Below are 22,111 nucleotides of genomic sequence, written 5' to 3' on the forward strand. Positions count from 1 at the left end.
GGTGAAACCTGATCGGACGCGCGTCGGCGGGTTCGACGGGCGAGGGCGAGGGGCCGGCTCGACGGGCCGCGCCCCCGGTCGAGCGCCGGGGGCACCGACGCGTACGCGCGGGCCCGGTCAGGGCCGTTGCAGCACCACCAGCGAGCGGGCCTGGACCGGTTGGCACGAGCCGCCTTCGACGGTCGCGCGGGTCTTGGGCTCGTGCATCGTGGTCTTGTCGTCGGCGGTGTCGACCACGACCGTCCAGGTCTTGCCCAGACCGTCGGGGATGGTGAACTCCTCGGCCTCGTGCGAGGCGTTGAACAGGAGCAGGAACGAGTCGTCGGTGATCTTCTGGCCGCGCGGGTCGGGCTCGGAGATGGCGTTGCCGTTGAGGAAGACCGCGACCGACTTGGCCGCCGCCGCCCACCAGTCGCTGTCGGACATCTCCTCGCCGGTGGGCGTGAACCAGGCGATGTCGGTGAGTTCGTCGTGGGTGCCCTGGACCGACCTGCCGTGGAAGAAGCGCCGGCGCCGGAACACCGGGTGCTCGGCCCGCAGCCGGGTCATCATCCGCATGAACTCCAGTTGGTCGGGCTCCTCGCCTTCCGGCCACTTCACCCACGCGAGTTCGTTGTCCTGGCAGTAGACGTTGTTGTTGCCCCGCTGGGTGCGGCCGAACTCGTCGCCGTGCGCGATCATCGGCACGCCCTGGGACAGCAGCACGGTGGCGATGAAGTTGCGCTGCTGGCGGGCCCGCAGCGCGAGTACGTCCGGATCGTCCGTCTCGCCCTCGACGCCGTGGTTCCAGGACCGGTTGTGGCTCTCGCCGTCCCGGTTGTCCTCGTGGTTGGCCGCGTTGTGCTTGTCGTTGTAGGACACCAGGTCGTGCAGCGTGAAGCCGTCGTGGCAGGTGACGAAGTTGATCGAGGCGATCGGCCGCCGGCCGTCGTCCTGGTACAGGTCGGAGGAGCCGGTCAGCCGCGAGCCGAACTCGGCCAGCGTGCGTTCCTCGCCGCGCCAGAAGTCGCGCACGGTGTCACGGTACTTGCCGTTCCACTCGGTCCACAGCGGTGGGAAGTTGCCCACCTGGTAGCCGCCCTCGCCCACGTCCCACGGTTCGGCGATCAGCTTGACCTGGGACACCACCGGGTCCTGCTGGACCAGGTCGAAGAACGAGGACAGCCGGTCCACCTCGTGGAACTGCCGGGCCAGGGTGGCCGCGAGATCGAAGCGGAAGCCGTCCACGTGCATGTCGGTGACCCAGTAGCGCAGCGAGTCCATGATCAACTGGAGCACGTGCGGGCTGCGCATCAACAGGCTGTTGCCGGTTCCGGTGGTGTCCAGGTAGTAGCGCTTGTCGTCGGCGAGCCGGTAGTAGGAGGCGTTGTCCAGGCCGCGGAAGGACAGCGTGGGACCGAGGTGGTTGCCCTCGGCAGTGTGGTTGTAGACCACGTCCAGGATCACCTCGATGCCCGCCGCGTGCAGCGCCTTGACCATCGAGCGGAATTCCTGGACCTGCTGACCGCGTTCGCCCGTGGACGAGTAGGCCGCGTGCGGCGCGAAGAAGCCGATCGTGTTGTAGCCCCAGTAGTTGCGCATGCCCAGGTCGGACAGTCGGTGGTCTTGGACGAACTGGTGCACCGGCATCAGTTCGATCGCGGTCACGCCCAGGCTCACCAGGTGCTCGATCACCGCCGGGTGCGCCATGCCCGCGTAGGTGCCGCGGATCTCCTCGGGCAGCCCGGGATGGGTGCGGGTCAGCCCGCGCACGTGCGCCTCGTAGATCACCGTGTCGTGGTACTCGGTGCGCGGCGGCCGGTCGTCGCCCCAGTCGAAGTACGGGTTGATCACCACCGAGGCCATCGTGTGCGGCCCGGAGTCGGTGGTGCTCATCAGATCCGGGTGCTCGAACGAGTAGCCGTACATCGACTCGTGCCAGTGCACCTCGCCGCACATCGCCTTCGCGTACGGGTCGAGCAGCAGCTTGTTCGGGTTGCACCGGGCGCCCGAGGCCGGGTCGAACGGGCCCTGGACGCGGTAGCCGTACCGCTGCCCGGGCTGGATCCCGGGCAGGTAGGCGTGCCGGACGAACGCGTCGGCCTCGCGCAGCTCGACACGTCGCTCGGCGCCGTCCTCGTCGAGGAGGCACAACCAGACGCGTTCGGCGGCCTCCGAGAAGACCGCGAAGTTGGTGCCGGCGCCGTCGTACGTGGCGCCGAGCGGATACGGATGACCGGGCCAGACCTGCATGAGCAACCTGCTTTGTCGCGGATCGTGCTTCGGCAGCTTGCAGTCTCCCGTACCGAACCGCATCCATGTGCGAGATCCGCTTCGGCGTCCCCCGGTCGGGTGGAATTCCGGCCCGGGGCGGTGGTCGTGCGCGCCGTCGACCCCGATCGGTTTCGATCGGAACGATCAGATCCAGTCGAGCAGTTCGGCCGCGAGCATCTCGTCCCGGCACGGCCACGGGCCGCCGCACGAGCATCCGGCCTCGTCCGTGTCCGCGACGGTGGTCCGTCGGTGGTGGGCGAAGATGTCCGCGACCACGTCGCGGTACTTGGCGAAATCGTCCTCGGCGCCGTTTCGTCCCGCCGGGATCCTGCTGTTCGTGGCCAACATGACGACCTCCTGGGTGCCACGGTTCCTGCCGCATGAGACGGATCGTCGATCCTTCCCGGTTGCGTCGCGGAACAGGTGGAGGGAAGACCCTCTCCCATCCGGCAATTGTTCCGGGACGCCGTCGTGCCGCTGGGCAGAAGTTGCCAGAGCACGTCGAGTCCCCCCAATCGCCTTACGCCATCCGGGTAATCCGGGCGGCTTCATCACTCGAACGGGGTATCCGACCCGGCCCGCGCGGGCCCCCCGAGGCTCCCGGGTTTCGCTATACGCTCGTTCGGTTCCGGCTCGACGACGAACGGATGGGACGCGATGGCCGATCGGGAGTCCAGCTCGCCACCCTCGACGACCGAGGATCCTGCGGAGGGGACGAGTACGACCGGCTTCGGTGACCTGGGCGGCCCGATGCCGGGCGGCGGCGGTGACACCTTCCCGGATCCGTACGCCCCCTACCCCGACGGCGAGTCCTCGGCCGGGACGGCCGGGCTCACCGACACCGGCTCGTTCGCGATCGACCCGGGAGCGCTGCCCGGTCCCCGGCACGCGGCCGTCGACACCGCCGTCCTGGACGGCTCCGGCCCGCCCGACCCGATGCCCGGGATAGACCCCGCGACGCTCACCTGGACCGAGGAGGACTGGGCCGGCGCGCTGCTGCGGGCCCGCCGGGCGGGCCGGGCGTACGTGTACCTGAACCTGATCGAACAGCGGCTTCGCGCGGTGATCGGCGCGGTGCTGATCCCGGTCTACGGCCCCGGCGAACACCCGCACGACGACGGCGCCTGGGTGCTGGCCGCGGCCGGCAACACGCAGAACGAATGGGTGGAGCGCGCCGAGGCCGTACGGGAGATGAGCCGCCGGCGCGGATACATCGTGGACCCGGCCGACGACGAACTGATCGCGTTCCTGACCCTGCCGCAACTGCGCGAGCTGATGGTGCGCAACTGGTGGTGCTTCGAACCGTTCCTGCCGGACCGGCGCAAGCTGGAACGCGCCCTGGAAGAGGTCGAGATCGGCCGGCACATCGTGGCCCGCAACCGGGTGTTGTCGCCGGACGTGCTGGCCCAGGTCGAACGCGCGTGCCTGCGGGTGCTGGCGATGCTGGACGGTCCGCTCGCCGATCGGGGCGACCGCAGGCTGGCACTGGACGCGGTGGAGGAGCTGTTCGCCGGGCGCTACGCGGACGTGGTCGGGGTCTTCCAGGACCGCTCGGCGCTGCAACGCCGGTTGCCGTTCGCCGACCTGGTGGACGGCGCGCGCGGGATCGACGCGATGGGCGTGTCGCTGAACCTGCTGTGCCAGAACTACTCCGGGCGCGATCTCGCCCGGCTGGGCGCGAGCGGCTGCGAGATGCGGCTGTTGTTCCTGAACCCGGCCGGCGACGCGATGAAGCAGCGCGAGCGGGACGAGGGCATCAAGAAGGGGCTGTTGTCCCGGATGACCACGCTCAACATCCTGCACATGCGCCGGATCCGCTCGAAGCTGCGCGAGCCCAGGCGGATCGAGATCCGGCTGTACGACGAGGCGCCTCGATTCGGCGCCTACCTGGTGGACGGCGACGTCGGCCTGGTCCAGCCGTATCTGCGGCACGCGCGCGGGATCGAGTCGCCCGCCTTCGTGCTGCGCGCCGACGCGGCGGGCGACGCGGTGCGCGGGCTCTACCCGTTGTTCCAGGAGGAGTTCGAGCAGCAGTGGGCGGACAGCAAGCGCACCTCGTGAGCGCCGCGGCGCTCAGAACGCGTGCCAGCGGGCGTCCAGGTCGCCGGTGCGCAGCGTGCGGACCCGGTGGTGGAACTCCTCCTCCGCCGCCGGGTTCCCGGGCACGTGCTGGGCGACCCAGGCGGTGGCGGCCAGTTCGCGGGTGTCGCGCAGCACCGGGTAGCCGGGCCAGTCGGTGATGTCGAAGCCGTACTTCTTCGCGAACCGCCGCTCGGCGCCGTCGGGCAGGCCGTAGCGCACCGCGGACAACGGGGTGGGCACCAGGTCGAACTCGCGCAGGTCGTGGGCGACCGTCTCCCAGTCCAACAGCAGTGCCCGGCCGCCGTGCACGCCGACGTTGCGCAGCAGCGCGTCGCCGTGGATCAGGCCGCGCGGCAGCATCGGGGTCAGCTCGTCGCAGGCCGCCCGCAGCGCGTCGCGACGGGCCAGCAGATAGCGGCGATCCTCCAACCCCACCGCGGCGTCCGCCGAGTCCAGCCAGGTCTCCACGAGCGCGAGCGGCTCCCGGGCGGGCAGCGCGAACGGCGGCGCGGGCAGCGCGTGCAGCTTCTTGAGCAGTTTGGCCAGGTCGCCGACGTCCGGCTCGCGCTCGGCCGGCGAGAGCAACTCCCAGAAGGTGACCGGACGGCCGTCGATCGTCACCGGCTGCGGGTCGACGCCGGCCGCCGGTCGCACCGCGGGGAAGTCCTGTTCGGCGAGCCAGCACGCGACCGCGATCTCGCGGCGGGCCCGCTCGGCCATGTGCGCCCCGCGCGCGACCCGGACCACCAGGCCCGGGCCGGGCAGCGCGAACACCGCGTTCTCGCCGAAGGCGAGCAACGTGGCGTCGGCGGACGGCACCCCGACCTTCGCGCACGCGCGTACGAGTACCGAACGTTCGCCGGCCACCGAGTCGATCACGCCGGTGATGGTACCGGTCTGGGGTCAGGCGGAGAGCCGGGATCGCGCGGGCCGCGCCGCGTCGTAGCGGTCGAGCACCAAACGGGCGATCTCGTCGGTGTCCGCGACCGGCTCGGTGATCAGGTCGGCGCCCGCCGCCGAGGCCTGCTCGCGAATGCGGTCCGGCAGGATGCCCGGTGCCAGCATGCAGGAGGCGACGACGATCCGCTCGGCGCCCAGCGCGCGCAGGTCGGCGACCGCGGCGCCGACCGTCGAGCCCTGGTGGACGGAGGCGAACGCGGGGACCACGGCGCACCAACCGGTGCGCCGCCACTCCCGCGCGACGATGGTGGTCACCGCGTTCGCCTCCGGGTCGGTGGAACCTGCGGTGGCCAGGACGACGCCGTAGCGGCCGTCGCCCGGCCGTACCCCGGCCTCGCGCATGCGCAGGTCCAGGGCGGCCAGCAGGAGCGGAGAGGGGGCCAGCGTGGCCGCCTGACGCACGGTCGGGCGCGAGCGTCGCAGCACGTCGGGCACGTCCTGCTTGGCGTGGAACGCCGGGGTGAACAGCAGCGGCACCGCGACCACCGCGTCCGCGCCGGCGTCGGCCAGCTCGTCCAGGCGCTCGGGTACGCGCGGGCCGCAGTGGTCCAGGTAGCCGATCTCCACCCGCAACCCCGGCCGCAGCGCGCGAACGCGCCCGGCCAGGGCGGCCATCGCCGCGGCGTGCCGAGGGTCGCGGCTGCCGTGCGCGACGGCCAGGAGCGGGGGAGAGGGGTGCATGGCTACTTCCCCGGGACCAGGCCGCGCTGGCGCAGCACGAGGCGTTCGATGGGCGTGAAGACCAGCATCTCGATGCCGATGCCCACGATCAGGATCATGAACACCGCCGTCAACATCATCGGCATGTCGCCCAGGTCCCGTCCCTGGTCCATCAATTGGCCCAGTCCCGAGCCCAGTTCCGGCCCCGCGGCGATCAGCTCCGCGGCCATCAGCGAGCGCCAGGAGAAGGCCCAGCCCTGCTTGAGGCCGGCCACGTAGCCGGGCAGCGACGCGGGCAGCATGACGTGCCACACGCTGTTGAGGCCGCGCGCGCCGAGCACCCGGCCCGCGCGCAGGTACAGCGGCGGGATCTGATCGATCCCGGCCACCAGGCCGTTCGCGATCGAGGGCACCGCGCCGAGCAGCACGACCGCGTAGATGGCGCTGTTGTTCAGTCCGAACCAGATCACCGCCGGCGGCACCCACGCCACCGAGGGCAGTGACTGGAGACCGGAGAGGATCGGGCCGATCGCGGCCCGGATCCAGCTCACCCGGGCCACGATCAGGCCCAGCGGGGTGCCGATGGCGACCGCGATCAGGAAGCCCAGGATGCCCCGGGACAGGCTCGTCCACAGGATCTCGAAGACGGTGCCCTTCCTCCACTGCACCATGAACGCGTCCCACACGTCCTGCGGACTGGGCAGCGCGTAGCGGGGCTTGATCTCCATCGAGTAGGCGATCTGCCAGGCGGCCAGCACCAGCAGGATCGCCAGGATCGGCGGGAGCACCTTCTCCAGCAGGACCCGGGAGAAGGGCTTGCGTTCCTTCTCGTAGGTCTCCAGCGCGTCCAGGCCGGCTTCGAGCCCGGCCAGGTCCTCCTCCGCGTGCGCCTGTTCGGCGTCGGCCCCGATCGCGGGGGCGGTCCTGGTCGATTCAGGCGCGGCCATGGCGGCGGATCTCCCCTCGCAGCTCGTCGGTGATCTCCACGGACAGTTCGGACACGCCGGTGGACTCGATCCGGCGCGGCTGTGGAATGTCGATCTTCCACTCCCGGGCGATCCGACCCGGGCGCGAGGACATCAGCACGACCCGCTGGGCGAGTCGCACCGCCTCGCGGACGTTGTGCGTCACGAACACCACCGAGCGGCCGGTCTCCGCCCAGATCCGGGTCAGCTCGTCGTGCAGCACGTCGCGGGTGATCGCGTCCAGCGCGGCGAACGGCTCGTCCATCAGCAGCAGGTCACCGGCCTGCGCGAGCGCGCGGGCCAGCGCCACCCGCTGGCGCATGCCGCCGGACAACTCGTGCACGCGCTTGTTGTGCGCGCCGCCGAGCCGGACCAGCTCCAGCAGCGCGTCCGCTTCGGCGCGCCGCCGGTCGCGGGGCACCCCGCGCAGCTTCAGGGCCAGTTCGATGTTCTTGCCCGCGGTCAGCCACGGGAACAGCGCGTGGTCCTGGAACATCAGCGCGGGGCGGTCGCCGGACACCTCGATGGTGCCCGAGGTGGGCCGGTCCAGGTCCGCGATCAGGTTGAGCAGAGTGGACTTCCCGCAGCCCGACGCGCCCAGGAGGCAGACGAACTCGCCCGGGGCGACGGTCAGGTCGATGCCGTCCAGGACGGGCGTGCCGCCGCCTCGGCCGAAGATCTTGGTGACCTGGTCAAGGCGGACCGCGAAGCCGGTCTCGACAGGGGTCGTGGCCTTGGTCGTGGCCTCGCTGATGGTCTGGGTCATGTCCGGATCACCTCTCTCGGTGGGCGCGTCGGGTGGGGAAGGGCTCGGTCGGGCATGGTCGCCCGGGCCGAAGCGGCGCGAACGCTACTTCTTCGGGCCCAGGCCTCCGTCGGAGACCGCGGGCTTGCCGCCGGCGGCCAGGACCTTGTTCAACAGGGTGAGGTCGTAGATGCCGTGGATGTCGAGCTTCTTGGTCACGCCGACCGCGACGCCGTCGTCGGAGAGCTTTTGCAGCGAGGCCGCCAACGGGTCGTTGGTGATCGCGATGTTCGGCCACGCGGTGTCGAGCACATTCTGCGCGAGCGGCTTGCCGGCGTACTCGGCGATCTTCGCGTTGACCGCGGCCTTGGCCTTGTCCTGGTTGCTCGCGGCCCAGTCGTTCGCCGCGACCTGACCCTTGAGCAGCGCCTCGACGGTGTCCGGGTGGTCCTTGAGGAACTTGGTGGACACGATCAGGTCGGTGGTGACGAACTTGCCGTCGGGCCACAGCGTGCGCTCGTCCACCAGGACCTTGGCGTTGGCCTCCAGGACCAGCCGGGTGGCCCACGGCTCGGGCAACCAGGCGCCGTCCAGGTCGCCCTTCTGGAAGGCGGCCAGGGTCTGCGCGTTGTCGGTCGGCACGACGCTGACATCGCCCTTGCCGGAGGTGTCCACGCTGTAGCCGGCCTTGGTCAGCCACGCCCGCAGCGCGACGTCCTGGGTGCCGCCGAGCTGCGGCGAGGCGATCTTCTTGCCCTTGAGGTCGGCCGGTCCGTTGATGCCGGGCTTGACCACCAGCGACGCGCCGCCGGAGGTGGCGCCGGCCACGATCCGCAACAACTCGCCGTTGGTGCTGGTGAAGCCGGAGATGGAGGGGTTCGGGCCGATGTACGTCGCATCGATCGAGCCGCCCTTGAGCGCCTCGATCGCGGCCGGTCCGGCGTTGAACACCTGCGGCTTGATCTCGGTGGTCCCCAGCTCCTTCGCGAAGAAGCCCTCGTTCAGACCGATCAGCGGCGTCGCGTGGGTGACGTTGGCGAAGAAGCCGAGTCGGATCTGCGAGGCCGAGGTGCCCGCCTTGGCGCCACCGGATGCCGGCGCCGCGCCCGCGGCCGGCGTGTTCTTCTTGCCGTCCTGCTTGTCCTCGCCGTAGCCGCACGCGGACATCGCGAGCAGCGGCAGGAGGAGGGCGGCGGTGAAGCCGGTACGGAGGGATCTACGACGGTTTGTCCTGAAAACGGACATGCGGGGACCTTCCCTCGGGCCCGCGCCGTTGTGCGCGGGCCGGGACGACGTGTGTGCTGGACGGCGGCGGACGATGTCTCGGTACAACTGACGGAGCGTCAAAAGCGGGTGGTCACACCCGCGATCGAGTCAGCCGTGACATCGACCCGGCGCGGAGAACGCGGCGCCGGCCATGCCGGCGGTGAGCGTCGAGCCGTCGGCCTCGTCGATCAACAGGAAGGAGCCGGTACGGCGACCGACGGCGTAGTCGTCGAGCGCGAGCGGCTGCGCGGTGCGCAGGACGACGCGCGCGATGTCGTTGGCCCGCAGTTCGGTCAGGTGGCGTTCGTGCCCCAGCACGCCGTCGATCGGGGCGTTCAGGTCCAGGCGGTAGGCGATGTCCTTGACGATCGCCTTGACCGTGCGCGTGGTGTGCTTGAGCAGGACCCGGTCGCCGGCGCGCAGCGGGCGGTCGGCGACGTGGCACACGGTGGCCTCGACGTCCTGGGTGGGCAGTGGTGCCGAGTCCACCGGCGCGATCAGGTCGCCGCGCGAGACGTCCACGTCGTCGGCCAGCCGCAGGGTGATCGACTCGCCCTGCCGGGCCTGGCGCACCGAGACGCCGAGCCGGTCGATACCCGCGACCGAGGTGCGCTGCCCGGACGGCAGCACCACGACCTCGTCGCCCTCGCGGAACACCCCGGAGGCGACCTGGCCGGCGTAGCCCCGGTAGTCGCGGTACTCGTCGTCCGACTGCGGCCGCAGCACGAACTGCACCGGAAAGCGCGCCGGTTCCAGCGTCGGGTCGCTCTCCACCGGCACCGTCTCCAGGTACTCCAGCAGGGTCGGCCCGGAGAACCAGTCCATGTGCGAACTGGGGTCCACCACGTTGTCGCCGCGCAGCGCGGAGACCGGGATCGAGCGCACGTCGGGCACACCGAGGGCCTCGGCGTACTCGGTGAACGCGTTCGCGACCTCGGCGAAGCGCTCCTCGCTGTAGTCGACCAGGTCCATCTTGTTCACCGCGAGCACCACGTGCGGCACCCGCAGCAGCGCCGCGACGGCCGCGTGCCGGCGGGTCTGCTCGACCACGCCGTTGCGCGCGTCCACCAGCACCACGGCGAGCTCCGCGGTGGAGGCGCCGGTGACCATGTTGCGCGTGTACTGCACGTGACCCGGCGTGTCGGCGAGGATGAACCGGCGCCTGGCGGTGGCGAAGTAGCGGTAGGCGACGTCGATGGTGATGCCCTGCTCGCGCTCGGCCCGCAGGCCGTCGGTGAGCAGCGCGAGGTCGGCCTCCTCCTGGCCGCGTTCGTTGCTGACCCGGGTGACCGCCTCCAACTGGTCGGTGAGCACCGACTTGGAGTCGTGCAGGAGCCGGCCCACCAGGGTGGACTTGCCGTCGTCGACGGAGCCGGCGGTGGCCAGCCGGAGCAGACCCACGCGCTCGTCCGCGGACGGCGCGGCGTCCGGCGAAATCTCGGATGTCCCACTCATGGCTAGAAGTACCCCTCGCGCTTGCGGTCTTCCATCGCGGCCTCGGACATCTTGTCGTCCGCGCGCGTGGCCCCCCGTTCGGTCAGCCTGCTCACCGCGATCTCGGCGATCACGTCCGCCACCGTCGTGGCGGGGGAGTCGACGGCGCCGGTGCAGCTCATGTCGCCGACCGTGCGGTAGCGCACCACGCGCCGCACCGTCTCCTCGTCGGCCTTCGGCCCGCCCCACTCGCCGGGCGAGAGCCACATCCCGTTGCGCTCGAAGACGTCCCGCTCGTGCGAGAAGTAGATCCGCGGCAGCGCGATCTTCTCCCGCTCGATGTACTGCCACACGTCCAGCTCGGTCCAGTTCGAGATCGGGAACACCCGCACGTGCTCGCCCACGCGGTGCCGGCCGTTGTAGAGCTGCCACAGCTCTGGCCGCTGCCGGCGCGGGTCCCACGCGCCGAACTCGTCGCGCAGCGAGAACACCCGCTCCTTGGCCCGGGCCTTCTCCTCGTCCCGCCGACCGCCGCCGAACACCGCGTCGAAGCGGTTGGACTCGATCGCCTCCAGGAGCGGCACGGTCTGCAACGGGTTGCGGGTGCCGTCCGGGCGCTCGCGCAACCGGCCGTTGTCGATGAACTCCTGCACGTTCGCCACGTGCAGCCGCAGGTTGTGCTCGGCCACCACGCGGTCGCGATACTCGATGACCTCGGGGAAGTTGTGCCCGGTATCGACATGAAGGAGCGCGAAGGGGACCGGCGCGGGCCAGAACGCCTTGCGCGCCAGGTGCAGCATCACGATCGAGTCCTTGCCGCCGGAGAACAGGATCACCGGCTTCTCGAACTCGCCCGCGACCTCGCGGAAGATGTGCACGGACTCGGCTTCCAACGCGTCCAGGTGGGTCAGGGCTCCGGGTGCGGTGCCCTTGTCGATCGTCGTGGTCACGCCAACCCCTCCTTCGTCTTCGTCGAGCACGGTGCCGTGGTGCGTATCGGGCCGGTCATGTGTGGATCCCGCACTCGGTCTTGCCGTTGCCGGCCCATCGTCCGGCGCGGGCGTCCTCGCCGGGCGCCACCCGGCGGGTGCACGGCGCGCAGCCGATCGAGGCGTACCCGTCCATCAGGAGCGGGTTGGTCAGGACTTGGTGCTCGGCCACGTAGGCGTCCACGTCCTCCTGCGTCCAGCGGGCGATCGGGGCGACCTTGACCTTGCGCCTGCGCGCGTCCCAGGACACGACCGGGGTGTTCGCCCGACTCGGCGAGTCGTCCCGGCGCAGTCCGGTGGCCCACGCGCGGTAGTTCGTCAGCGACCGCTCCAGCGGCGCCACCTTGCGCATCGCGCAACACGCGTCGGGATCACGATCGTGCAGCGCGGCACCGTACTTCGCGTCCTGCTGGACGACGGTCAGCTCCGGGTGCACGGTGATCACGTTGACGTCGTAGATCGCGGCGACCGCGTCACGGGTGCCGATGGTCTCGGGGAAGTGGTAGCCGGTGTCCAGGAAGACCACGTCCACGCCCGGCGCCACTTTCGAGGCGAGGTGCGCGACCACGGCGTCCTCCATCGAGGACGTCACACACCAGGTCGGGCCGAACAGCTCGTGCGTCCAGGCCAGGATCTCCGACGCGCCGGCGTCCTCGAGTTCGAGGCCGGCGCGAGTCGCGAGTGCCTCGAGATCGGTGGTCTCGGTGACGGTCATCGCTCCTCCTCCTGTGTGATCGACCGGTCGTGCTTGTCGGGGCCGTGCTTCTGCGGGAAGACCAGACCCAGGAACTTCAGCGAGAACGCCCGCCGGCACGCCGAGCACAGCCAGGTGCCGTGTCCCTCCTCGTGCGGACGAAGGTCCTCGTCGCCGCAGAAGGGGCAGTAGAACGGGACGGCCCGTTGGCCCGGCTCGGCGCCGCCGGCGGCGCTCACGACAGGTCCGCGTCGGCCGCGCGCACGGCCCACTGGGCGAAGCGCTCGCCCTCGGCGCGCTGCTCCTGGAAGCGGCGCAGCACGCGTTCGATGTAGTCGGCCAGGCCCGCCGAGGTCACCTTGAGGCCGCGGATCTTGCGCCCGAACCCGGGGTCCAGGCCGAGCCCGCCGCCCAGGTGCACCTGGTAGCCCTCGACCTGCTCGCCGTCGTCGTCGAGCACCAACTGGCCCTTGAGGCCGATGTCGGCGACCTGGATCCGGGCGCACGCGTTCGGGCAACCGTTGATGTTGATCGTGATCGGCTGGTCGAACTCCGGCAGCCGCTGCTCGAGTTCGTCGATCAGCCGGATCCCGCGACCCTTGGTCTCCACGATCGCCAGCTTGCAGAACTCGATGCCGGTGCAGGCCATCGTGCCGCGCCGGAACGGGCTCGGGTCCACCCGCAGGCCGAGCGCCTCCAGGCCCTCCTTGAGCGAGGCGACCTTGTCCTCGGCGATGTCCAGGATGAGCATCTTCTGCTCGACCGTGGTGCGCACCCGGTCCGAGCCGTGCCGCTCGGCGAGGTCGGCGATCTTGCCGAGCGTGGCGCCGTCGACCCGGCCCACGCGCGGGGCGAAGCCCACGTAGAAGCCGCCGCCCTTTTGCGGACGCACGCCCACATGGTCGCGCCACACCTGCGCGGGCGCCTCGGGGGCGGGGCCGTCGACCAGCTTGCGGCCCAGGTATTCGTTCTCCAGCACCTCGCGGAAGCGCTCCGGCCCCCAGTCGGCGACCAGGAACTTCAGCCGCGCGCGGTTGCGCAGCCGGCGGTAGCCGTAGTCACGGAAGATCGAGATGACGCCTTCCCAGACCTGCGGAACCTCCGCCAGCGGCACCCAGGTGCCCAGGCGGACCGCGAGCTTGGGGTTGGTGGACAGCCCGCCGCCGACCCACACGTCGAAGCCGGGGCCGAACTCGGGGTGCACGACGCCGACGAAGGAGATGTCGTTGATCTCGTGCGCGACGTCCAGCAGCGGCGATCCGGAGATCGCGGTCTTGAACTTGCGCGGCAGGTTCGAGTACTCGGGCTTGCCGATGTACAGCCGGTTGATCTCGTCGATGGCCCAGGTGCCGTCGATGATCTCTTCCTCGGCGACGCCGGCCACCGGCGAGCCGAGCACCACGCGCGGGGTGTCGCCGCAGGCCTCGGTCGTGGACAGGCCGACGCCCTCCAGGATCCGCCAGATCTCCGGGACGTCCTCGATCCGGATCCAGTGGAACTGCACGTTCTGCCGGTCGGTGACGTCCGCGGTGCCACGCGCGAACCGCTCGGAGACCTCGGCGATGGCGCGCAACTGGGCCAGGTTCAGCCGGCCGCCGTCCACCCGCACGCGCAGCATGAAGTACTCGTCGTCGAGCTCGTGCGGCTCGAGCACGCCGGTCTTGCCGCCGTCGATTCCGGGCTTGCGCTGGGTGTACAGGCCCCACCAACGCATCCGGCCGCGCAGGTCGTTGGGGTCGATCGAGGAGAAGCCGCGATGGGCGTAGACATTCTCGATGCGGGCGCGCACATGGAGACCGTCGTCGTCCTTCTTGAACTGCTCGTTCGCGTTGAGCGGCTCGTGATGGCCGAGAGCCCACTGACCCTCGCCGCGATGGCGAGCGGTCTTGCGGGCGCGGGGACCGCTGCCGGCGGTGTCGGTAGTGGCGGCCATGGGGAGCGTCCTCCGGGCGGATCGGTGGGGGACGCGCAGGGGAGCATCCGGCCGCACCCTCGCCGGACCGGCCGTGAGAGTCGTGGTGCCGGTGCGACCGCGCGCCCGGCAGACAGGTGCTACGGGCGGGTCGTCAGACCGGCGAACAGACGGCGCTGGACATGCGTCCGAGGTCGACGTGGAGTCGACCTACGAGAGCAATACCGGCGCGTGACATGTCGCAAAGATTGACATGGAGCCAGAAAGCCGTCCATCACTGTCCGGGATACGAACGCCCATCTCATATGTCGAACAGGCGTGCCCACATTGTGAGATGAGATGATCTTCCCCGTCGATCGCGGCATGGATCGTCGCCGCGGTTGGTTACGGTACGGGTGGTCGGATGTCGTTTCCCCGAACGGTACGCGGCCCACGCACCACAGTGGACGAGGAGCTGATGGGTATGCCAGGCGAGGTTCTGGGCGCGCCCCGGCGCAGAACGCGCTCCGTATGCGTTCCCGCATCTACCGCATCTACCGCGGGATCCGCCTCCGAGCGGCCGGAGCCGCGCCGCGAGGAAGCGGTCGAGACACTGCGGTACGCCCTCAACGGCTTCCTCTCCGCGATCCGTGCCGATCGTGCCGGGCAGGTCGGTCCGGTCGACGCCGACGCCGACGGTACCCGGTATCGGCTGCTCGCCGCGCTCGCCGACGAACTCGACCTGGACAACGAGCGACTGGCCCGGGTGCTCGGCCTGTCGGTGCCCGCCGTGCGCGACCTGTTGGACGTGCACGGACGCGAGGGCCTGGTCGAGGCGGTGCGCGCCGGGCGCGGCCGAGGCGGCTCGGTGGCCCGGCTCACCCCGGCCGGACGGCGCGAGTTGTACCGGCTCGACACGTTGTTCCGGGAGAGCTGGGAGAGCGCCTTCGCGGACCTGCCGCCCGAGGAGCTGCGCACCGCGGCGCGGGTGCTGAGCAGGCTTTCCGGGGTGCTGGTGCCCACGCGCTGACCAGCGCGGACCACCCGGCGAACGGGGTGCGGCCGGCGGCCGAACGGGGGGTGGGCGCACCCGGTCGGCGACTTGGCGAATGGCGGGCCCCCGGCCGGATACCTTAAAGGGGTGGCAGCGGACTACCAACAACGACCTCGCCTGCGAGGGGCCGGTCGCATCCGGTTGCGGAGCGCACTGTGGCGGATACTCCGCGAGACGGTGATCTCCTGCTTCAACCACCGGGTCACCGGCCTGGCCGCCGAGGCCGGGTTCTTCATGCTGCTCTCGCTGCCCCCGCTGCTGCTCGGGCTCGCCGGCACCGTCGGCTACCTGCACGGCATGATCGGCGGCAGTACGGTCAACGACCTCAAGGCGGACATCGTCAAGGCCGCCGGATCGGTGCTCTCCAGCAAGAGCACCGAGCAGGTGGTGGTCCCGCTGGTCAACGACGTCTTCGACTCCGGGCGCGCCGACATCATCTCTGCGGGCTTCCTGATCGCCCTGTGGTCCGGCTCGCGCGCGCTCAACGTCTACGTCGACACCATCACGATCATGTACGGCCTGTCCGGCAAACGCGGCATCGTGCGCACCCGACTGCTGTCCTTCACGCTGTACGTGGTCGGCCTGCTGCTCGGGATGTTCCTCATCCCGCTCCTGGTGGCCGGCCCCGAGTTGGTGGTCAAGGCCTTCCCGCACTTCGCCGGGACCGTGCACATCCTGTACTGGCCGGTCCTGGTGGTGCTCTCGGTCTGCTTCCTGACCTCGCTCTACCACGTGTCGGTGCCGGTACGGACGCCGTGGCGCGAGGACATACCCGGTGCGCTGGTCGCCCTGCTCCTGTGCATCCTGGGCAGCTTTCTGCTGCGCGTGTACCTCGCCACCACCATCGACGGCCCCACCGTCTACGGCTCGCTCGCCGCCCCGGTCGCGGTCATGGTGTGGATGTACTTCGCGGCCATGGCCGTGCTGATCGGCGCGGCCGTCAACGCCGCGATCGACCAGGTCTGGCCCAGCCAGGAGACCGCGCAGGCGCGCGCCGAGCGGGACAAGGAGAAGGCCGCCGAGGAGATCGCCGCGGCCATGGAGCACCTGCGCTCGGGCCGGCACCGCGGCAACCCCGGCGACTGGACGCCCTCCTCGGACGAGCACGACGAGATGGAGGACACCGTCATCCACGGCGAACTCCCCGACATCGCCGAGCCGCCGTCCGAGTTCCCCGAGCGCTGGGCCATCCACGCGCGCGACGCCAAGCGCGGCGACGCGGGCACCGTCAACGGTCGGGCCAACGGCAGCCGCCGGGCCGGCGAGGTGCCCACCCGGATGCCGTCCCGACCTCCGCGACCGCCCGGTCCGCCGCCCACCAACGGCCAGCCGCCGAGCCTGCACATGCCCGCCGGACAGGAGTTGCCGGGCCTGCCGCTGGACGACACCGCGTGGCCGCCGCGGCCGACCCGACCCGCGGTCGGCGAGCAGGAACACGCTCGACGCGACCGGCCGTGATGGCCTAGGCTTTCCCGGGTGGTCCGCTGGGGCCACGTGGTATCCGAGAGCGCGCGACCCGAGGTCGCACACAACAGGTGGGAGGTGGATGTCGTGACCACGACCTTGATGACGGTCGCCCGGATGGGCTGGACCTCATTCCCCCTCTCCATCTCTCGGGTTCGCACCGCGTAGCCGCACCGGGTCGTTCCGGGTGGCGCGCAGGTCGGCGGATCCGCCCCTCGAAGGGCCACCGGCTTGTCTTCCCAGCAGCACCGCATTTCCCGCAACACCTCTTCCGTCGCGAACTCCGACGTGCTCGCCGCCTACGGCTGGGACGCGGACCGCGACACCGAATTCGCTCCCTACCTGACCCACGGCCTGGTCCCCGGGCGGATCGCCCGTGTGGACCGCTCGCTGTGCGAGGTGGTCACCGCGGACGGCACCGTGCGGGCCGCGCACGGCGGCGGTGAACTGCCGTGCACCGGTGACTGGGCCGCACTGGAGTTTCCCGACGACGGCCGCGAGGCGTTCGTCGCCGCGCTGCTGGAGCGCCGGACCGCGCTGGTGCGTTCGCAGGCCTCCGGGCGTTCGGCGGGTCAGGTCCTGGCGGTCAACGTCGACCTGATCGGCGCCGTCGTCCCGCTGGACGTGCCGCCGGACCTCGGCCGCCTGGAGCGGCTGCTCACGCTCGCGTGGGAGAGCGGCGCCCGGCCGCTGGTCATCCTCACCAAGGCCGACCTCGCGGCCGACGCCGACGACCTGCGCACCGACGTCGAGGCGGTGGCGATGGGCGTGGACGTCGTGGTCGCCAGTGCGCTCACCGGCGAAGGCCTGGACGTGCTCGAGGCGTACACCGCCGGGCAGAGCGTCGCGCTGATCGGCACCTCCGGCGCGGGCAAGTCCACGCTCACCAACGCGCTCGCGGGCGCCGAGGTGACCTCGGTCCAGCAGGTGCGCGGCGACGGCAAGGGCCGGCACACCACCACCTGGCGCGAGTTGGTCCCGCTGCCGAACGGCGGCGTGCTGGTGGACACCCCGGGCATGCGCGGCGTCGGCATGTACGACGTCGGCGAGGGTCTGGACCGCACCTTCGCGGACATCGACGCCCTGGTCCGGGACTGTCGCTTCGCCGACTGCACGCACGACAGCGAACCCGGCTGCGCGGTGCTCGCCGCGATCGAGGCGGGCGAACTGCCGCAGCGACGCCTGGACAGCTACCGCAAGCTGCTCCGGGAGGCACGCTGGATCGCCTCGCGCGAGGACCATCGCATCCGCGCCGAGCGGGCCCGCGAGTGGAAGCTGATCCACAAGGAGATGCGCCGCTCGCCGTCGCCGAAGAAGTGACGGTCGGTCGGGGGGCGGGCTCGGCCCGTCCCCCGACCGCCGGTCAGTGTCCCTTCGCCCGCCGCGCGCCCGGCACCGGGTCGAAGCCACCGTTGCCGGGGCGGCAGCGGATCAGCCGACGCGCCGTCAGATACGTGCCCCGGACCGCGCCGTGCCGATGCAGGGCCTGCTTGCCGTAGGTCGAACAGGTCGGCGTGAAGGTGCAGCACGGCGGGGTGCGCGGGCTGATCTCGGTGCGGTAGCGCTCCACGGCGGCACCCAGCCGGCGGGCGGGCGAGCCGCCGCGCGGGCGGAGCAGGCTGGTCAGCGCGATCCACATCAGGCGCAGCGAGAACAGGCTGATCAGGCACGCGTCGCAGCCACAGTCACCGTTTCCGCCGCCGCCTCCGCGACCGCCGCCCCCGCCGCCACCCCCGCCGCCTCCGCCTCCGCCGCTGTCCCGATCGCCGCCGTCCCGGTTGCCGCCGCGACCGCAGCAGCCCCGGCCGTCGCCGCCGCCTCCACCGCCTCCGCGACCGCCGCCGCCTCCGCCGCCGGACCCCCCGGATCCGCCGCCGGACCAGCCGTCGCCACCACGTCCGCCGCCACCACCACCGCCACCGCCGGAGGGCGGGCCGCCACCGAGTTCCCCGGCGGCCTCCGCGAGATCCTCACGTCGTTCCTGGCGGCGGCGACGCTCCTCTTCCTCCTCGAGCCTGCGCCGCCGCTGCTCGGGCGTCTCGCCGGGCGGGCCCGCGCCGTCCCCGAACAGGGGGTGCGGTTCGTGCGGCGGTTGGGTCATGGTGGTGCTCCCCGTGTTCCGGATCTATGTTCGGGGCAATCTACCGGGACCCGTTCGGCGCCGTTCGGGTCTCCCGGTCCGCACACAGGAGGCACCCGCAGATGGCCAAGGCACCCGCGTTCGACCCGATGGACCCGCTCGGCATCGACGATCTGCTCGACCCCGAGGACAAGGCGATCCGGGACACCGTGCGCCGGTTCTGCGCCGACCGGGTCACGCCGTACGTGGCCGAGTGGTTCGAGCGCGGCGAGCTGCCCGACGTGCGGGAACTCGCGCGCGGGCTGGGCGGGATCGGCGTGCTCGGGATGACCCTGGACGGCTACGGCTGCGCCGGGACAAGCGCGGTGCAGTACGGCCTGGCGTGTCTGGAACTGGAGGCGTGCGACTCGGGGTTGCGCTCGCTCGTGTCGGTGCAGGGCTCGCTGGCGATGTTCGCGATCCACCGCTTCGGCACCGAGGAGCACCGGCGCACCTGGCTGCCTCGGCTGGCCGCGGGCGAGGCGCTCGGGTGCTACGGGTTGACCGAGCCCGATCACGGTTCGGATCCGGCGTCGATGCGCACGCACGCCAAGCGGGACGGCGACGACTGGGTGCTCAACGGCCGCAAGATGTGGATCACCAACGGCTCGGTGGCCGACGTCGCGGTGATCTGGGCGCAGACCGAGGAGGGTGTGCGCGGCTTCGTGGTGCCCACCGACACCGCCGGCTTCGCGGCCGTCGACATCAAGCACAAGATGTCCCTGCGCGCGTCGATCACCAGCGAGCTGACGCTGGACGACGTACGGTTGCCGGCCGACGCGGTACTGCCCGACGTGGTGGGCATGCGCGGGCCGCTGACGTGTCTGGGCGAGGCCCGGTACGGCATCGTGTGGGGCGCGGTGGGCGCGGCGCGCTCGTGCTTCGAGTCCGCGCTGGACTACGCCCGCACGCGGGAACAGTTCGGCCGGCCGATCGGCGGGTTCCAACTCACCCAGGCCAAGCTGGCGGACATGGCGGTGGAGATCGGCAAGGCGCACCTGCTCGCGCTGCACCTGGGCCGGCGCAAGGACGCGGGCGCGGTACGGCCCGAGCAGATCAGCTTCGGCAAGCTCAACAACGTCCGCGAGGCGATCGCGATCGCCCGCCAGGCGCGCACGATCCTGGGCGCGAACGGGATCTCGCTGGAGTACCCGGTGATCCGGCACACGAACAACCTGGAGTCGGTGCTCACCTACGAGGGCACCTCGGAGATGCACACCCTGGTCATCGGCAAGGCGCTCACCGGCCTGGACGCCTTCCACTGATCCGACCCGCGCGGCGGGGCGCCTCCGCCGCGACCCGACGACTCGACGATCCCTCGATCCCCGACGTCGCGGTGACTTTGCGTGCCGTTTGCCCGGGGCCGGTCCGGGCAGACGTCTGCCCAGCCGGATGCCGTACGGCACGGCCGCGAAAGCGCTCCGGGACAACATTTGGGGATACGACATGCCATCGTCAGCCTCCATGGCCGAATCCGGTCGTGAAGCCAAGGCCGCCGGGCGGCAGGCCGCCGACAGCAAGGTGATGGTGGGCCTTGCCCGGGCGGGCCTGGCCGCACGCGGCCTCCTCTATGTCCTCGTCGGCGCGATCGCGGTGCAGATCGCCTTCGGCGACAAGAACCAGGAGGCCGACCGGGGCGGTGCGGTCGAGGAGATCGGCAGGAAGCCGTTCGGCGAGGCCATGTTGTGGGTGCTGGTCGTCGCGCTGATCGGGATGTGTCTGTGGCGGCTGGTGGAGGCCGCGTTCGGGCAGGCCGTACCGGAGGGGCACAAGGCGCAGAAGCGGCTGATGTCGCTGGGCCGGGCGATCTTCTACGCGTTCGTGGTCGTCTCGCTGATCCGCACCCTCACCGCGGGCGGCGGCGAGCAGGGCAAGGAACAGGGCGGCGGCAGCAACGAGACCTCGAAGGACCTCACCGCCAAGGCGCTGGACTGGCCCGGCGGTAGGTATCTGGTGGGGTTGGCCGGACTGGTGCTGCTCGGTGTCGGCATCGGGATGGCGGTCCGGTACGCGCTGCGCAAGTTCCGGGAGAAGCTGAACACCGGCGAGATGGGCCCCACGCAGCGCAAGGCGGTGGATCTGCTCGGGACGATCGGCGGGATCAATCGGGGTGTGGTGTTCGGCGCGGCCGGTGTGTTCATCGTGGTGGCGGCGGTGAAGTTCGACCCGAACCGGGCCAAGGGGGTGGACGAGACGCTGCGCTCGTTCGCGGGCACGCCGGCGGGTCCCGCCCTGCTCGTGGTGGTCGCGCTGGGCCTGGTGGTGTTCGGGCTGTACTCGTTCTGTGAGGCACGGTGGCGCCGGGTGCGCTGAGGCCGGCTACCCCGGGGCGTCCCCGCGCGTCGTGACCCGGATGCTCTTGCCGGCGCCGACGGACAGGACGTCGATCCGGCCGCCGAGTTCGGCCACCATCAGTTTCACGATCATCAACCCCCGGCCGTCCTCGGCCTCCGGGCCGGTTTCCAGGAGTGCGTGCGGGCGGAACGGGTGGTCGTCGGCGACCTCGAGGCGGATCTCGGCGCCGGTGTGCGACGCGGTGATCCGGATGCGCTCGGTGCGGATCGCGGCGTGCCGGACCGCGTTGGAGGTCAGTTCGGTGGCGACCAGGAGCAGGGTGTCCTCGATCTCCTCGGCCACCCCCCACGCGCGTAACAGGTCGCGCAGGCGATGCCGCACCTCGGGCACGCCCGCGACCGTGGGCGCGATGGTCCAGCGCACGAACACGGGCCCGGGCCGATTCTCGGGATCGGGGTCGTGCCGGCCGTCGTCCGAGGCGCGCCGCTCGTGTCGAGCGCGGGCGCGGGCCCGCCCGACGGCGGTCACGGATGACTCGACGAGCGGGACGCGACCGGGACGATCGTCGGATGGGACGGATGGGGCACACGTGCGGGGGATGGCATCCCGGAGTCCTTCGCCTCGTTCACTGCGGAGCGCGGGTCTTGCGCCGGCGTTGGCAGTGTGCGATGGCCCGTCGTGTTCGTGGCGTGGTTTTCCGGGTGTGATCCGTAATGCTTCGGTAAGCGACATTTCATCTCGACTTTGCGCCCGGTTCGGATCCGGTTCGGATCCGGGATCAATCGCCCGTCGAGCGTCGCAGTCGTTTGATCTCACCGCGATGGTGCTTGTTGCGCAGCCTGCGTTCGCGCATCCCGCGCGAGGGTTTGGTCGGCCGCCGGGGCGGCGCCGGCGGGGCGGTGGCCTCGACCAGGATCTCGACCAGTCGGCGGACCGCGGTCTGTCGATTCATCAGCTGCGAACGCTGTTCGGACGAGGCGACCGTGAGTACGCCGTCCACCAGGCGCCCGGCCAACCGGTGCAGCGCCCGCTCCTTGAGCACGTCGGGCAACACCGTGCTGGCGCCCAGGTCGAAGGACACCTCGGCGCGGCTGTCCGTGGTGTTCACCGACTGTCCGCCCGGTCCGGAGGAGCGCGAGAACCGCCACGACAGCTCGGCGGCGGGTATCACCACGCCGCGAATGTCGAGATCTGTCGTCATACGCACATGATCCCGTGTCGCACCGGCCCGGGTCGACCG

At 71.1% G+C, this 22,111-nt stretch carries 22 protein-coding genes; 6 read left to right on the forward strand and 16 right to left on the reverse strand.

What is annotated here, in order from left to right:
* Positions 1-117: 117 nt before the first annotated feature.
* Positions 118-2,232: a glycogen debranching protein GlgX gene (gene glgX / locus ACWCPW_RS35695; protein WP_449765719.1), complete on the reverse strand. Its 2,115-nt coding sequence runs from the start codon at positions 2,230-2,232 to the stop codon at positions 118-120.
* Positions 2,233-2,397: 165 nt separating this feature from the next.
* Complete coding sequence (locus ACWCPW_RS35700) at positions 2,398-2,601, reverse strand: hypothetical protein (RefSeq protein ID WP_449765720.1); 204 nt, start codon at positions 2,599-2,601, stop codon at positions 2,398-2,400.
* A gap of 588 nt (positions 2,602-3,189) precedes the next feature.
* Here ACWCPW_RS35700 and ACWCPW_RS35705 point away from each other — a divergent pair.
* Entirely contained in the window at positions 3,190-4,314 is a 1,125-nt protein-coding gene (locus tag ACWCPW_RS35705) for an SAV2148 family HEPN domain-containing protein (RefSeq protein WP_449765791.1), read from the forward strand.
* Positions 4,315-4,326: 12 nt separating this feature from the next.
* Here ACWCPW_RS35705 and ACWCPW_RS35710 read toward each other — a convergent pair whose 3' ends face one another.
* From ACWCPW_RS35710 to ACWCPW_RS35760, 11 genes are all read right to left on the reverse strand, one after another.
* On the reverse strand, positions 4,327-5,214 hold the full coding sequence (locus tag ACWCPW_RS35710; RefSeq protein WP_449765721.1) for a phosphotransferase enzyme family protein: 888 nt from the start codon (positions 5,212-5,214) through the stop codon (positions 4,327-4,329).
* Between the two features lie 24 nt (positions 5,215-5,238).
* Positions 5,239-5,976: a sirohydrochlorin chelatase gene (locus tag ACWCPW_RS35715; RefSeq protein ID WP_449765722.1), complete on the reverse strand. Its 738-nt coding sequence runs from the start codon at positions 5,974-5,976 to the stop codon at positions 5,239-5,241.
* A gap of 2 nt (positions 5,977-5,978) precedes the next feature.
* A complete protein-coding gene (locus tag ACWCPW_RS35720) occupies positions 5,979-6,902 on the reverse strand; it encodes an ABC transporter permease (protein ID WP_449765723.1) in 924 nt (307 codons plus the stop codon).
* Entirely contained in the window at positions 6,889-7,686 is a 798-nt protein-coding gene (locus ACWCPW_RS35725; protein WP_449765724.1) for an ABC transporter ATP-binding protein, read from the reverse strand. The genes ACWCPW_RS35720 and ACWCPW_RS35725 overlap by 14 nt, the downstream gene beginning before the upstream one ends.
* A gap of 84 nt (positions 7,687-7,770) precedes the next feature.
* Entirely contained in the window at positions 7,771-8,910 is a 1,140-nt protein-coding gene (locus ACWCPW_RS35730) for an ABC transporter substrate-binding protein (RefSeq protein WP_449765725.1), read from the reverse strand.
* 129 nt (positions 8,911-9,039) lie between these two features.
* Positions 9,040-10,386, reverse strand: a complete 1,347-nt coding sequence (locus tag ACWCPW_RS35735; protein WP_449765726.1) for a sulfate adenylyltransferase subunit 1 — start codon at positions 10,384-10,386, stop codon at positions 9,040-9,042.
* 2 nt (positions 10,387-10,388) lie between these two features.
* Complete coding sequence (gene cysD / locus ACWCPW_RS35740) at positions 10,389-11,315, reverse strand: sulfate adenylyltransferase subunit CysD (protein ID WP_449765727.1); 927 nt, start codon at positions 11,313-11,315, stop codon at positions 10,389-10,391.
* Between the two features lie 55 nt (positions 11,316-11,370).
* A complete protein-coding gene (locus tag ACWCPW_RS35745; protein ID WP_449765728.1) occupies positions 11,371-12,069 on the reverse strand; it encodes a phosphoadenylyl-sulfate reductase in 699 nt (232 codons plus the stop codon).
* On the reverse strand, positions 12,066-12,287 hold the full coding sequence (locus ACWCPW_RS35750) for a hypothetical protein (RefSeq protein WP_449765729.1): 222 nt from the start codon (positions 12,285-12,287) through the stop codon (positions 12,066-12,068). Before ACWCPW_RS35750 ends, ACWCPW_RS35745 begins: the two co-directional genes overlap by 4 nt.
* On the reverse strand, positions 12,284-13,981 hold the full coding sequence (locus ACWCPW_RS35755) for a nitrite/sulfite reductase (RefSeq protein WP_449765730.1): 1,698 nt from the start codon (positions 13,979-13,981) through the stop codon (positions 12,284-12,286). Before ACWCPW_RS35755 ends, ACWCPW_RS35750 begins: the two co-directional genes overlap by 4 nt.
* 133 nt (positions 13,982-14,114) lie before the next feature.
* The gene (locus tag ACWCPW_RS35760; RefSeq protein ID WP_355541009.1) at positions 14,115-14,198 is read right to left on the reverse strand and encodes a putative leader peptide; all 84 of its coding nucleotides are present in this window, start codon (positions 14,196-14,198) and stop codon (positions 14,115-14,117) included.
* Positions 14,199-14,423: 225 nt separating this feature from the next.
* Between ACWCPW_RS35760 and ACWCPW_RS35765 the strand changes: the two genes are divergently transcribed.
* The 3 genes from ACWCPW_RS35765 (at position 14,424) to rsgA (ending at position 17,777) form a co-directional block, all read left to right on the forward strand.
* Positions 14,424-14,969 carry a MarR family winged helix-turn-helix transcriptional regulator gene (locus tag ACWCPW_RS35765; protein WP_449765731.1) on the forward strand — a complete coding sequence of 182 codons (546 nt, stop codon included), beginning with the start codon at positions 14,424-14,426 and terminating at the stop codon, positions 14,967-14,969.
* Between the two features lie 111 nt (positions 14,970-15,080).
* Positions 15,081-16,451, forward strand: coding sequence for a YihY/virulence factor BrkB family protein (locus tag ACWCPW_RS35770; RefSeq protein WP_449765732.1), 1,371 nt, complete (start codon positions 15,081-15,083; stop codon positions 16,449-16,451).
* 237 nt (positions 16,452-16,688) lie between these two features.
* Entirely contained in the window at positions 16,689-17,777 is a 1,089-nt protein-coding gene (gene rsgA / locus ACWCPW_RS35775) for a ribosome small subunit-dependent GTPase A (protein ID WP_449765733.1), read from the forward strand.
* Positions 17,778-17,820: 43 nt separating this feature from the next.
* On the opposite strand, the gene yidD is transcribed toward rsgA, so the two are convergent.
* The gene (yidD, locus tag ACWCPW_RS35780) at positions 17,821-18,558 is read right to left on the reverse strand and encodes a membrane protein insertion efficiency factor YidD (protein ID WP_449765734.1); all 738 of its coding nucleotides are present in this window, start codon (positions 18,556-18,558) and stop codon (positions 17,821-17,823) included.
* Positions 18,559-18,659: 101 nt separating this feature from the next.
* Here yidD and ACWCPW_RS35785 point away from each other — a divergent pair, with 101 nt between their 5' ends.
* Together ACWCPW_RS35785 and ACWCPW_RS35790 are read left to right on the forward strand one after the other, a co-directional pair.
* Positions 18,660-19,841 carry an acyl-CoA dehydrogenase family protein gene (locus tag ACWCPW_RS35785; RefSeq protein ID WP_449765735.1) on the forward strand — a complete coding sequence of 394 codons (1,182 nt, stop codon included), beginning with the start codon at positions 18,660-18,662 and terminating at the stop codon, positions 19,839-19,841.
* Between the two features lie 199 nt (positions 19,842-20,040).
* Positions 20,041-20,889: a DUF1206 domain-containing protein gene (locus ACWCPW_RS35790; protein ID WP_449765736.1), complete on the forward strand. Its 849-nt coding sequence runs from the start codon at positions 20,041-20,043 to the stop codon at positions 20,887-20,889.
* Between the two features lie 6 nt (positions 20,890-20,895).
* Here the strand turns inward: ACWCPW_RS35790 and ACWCPW_RS35795 are convergent, their stop codons facing one another.
* The gene (locus ACWCPW_RS35795; RefSeq protein WP_449765737.1) at positions 20,896-21,399 is read right to left on the reverse strand and encodes an ATP-binding protein; all 504 of its coding nucleotides are present in this window, start codon (positions 21,397-21,399) and stop codon (positions 20,896-20,898) included.
* A gap of 250 nt (positions 21,400-21,649) precedes the next feature.
* Positions 21,650-22,072 (reverse strand): alternative ribosome rescue aminoacyl-tRNA hydrolase ArfB, encoded by a 423-nt coding sequence (arfB, locus tag ACWCPW_RS35800; protein ID WP_449765738.1) that lies wholly within the window; start codon positions 22,070-22,072, stop codon positions 21,650-21,652.
* Positions 22,073-22,111 lie beyond the last annotated feature (39 nt).

Source organism: Embleya sp. NPDC001921 (assembly GCF_053594475.1).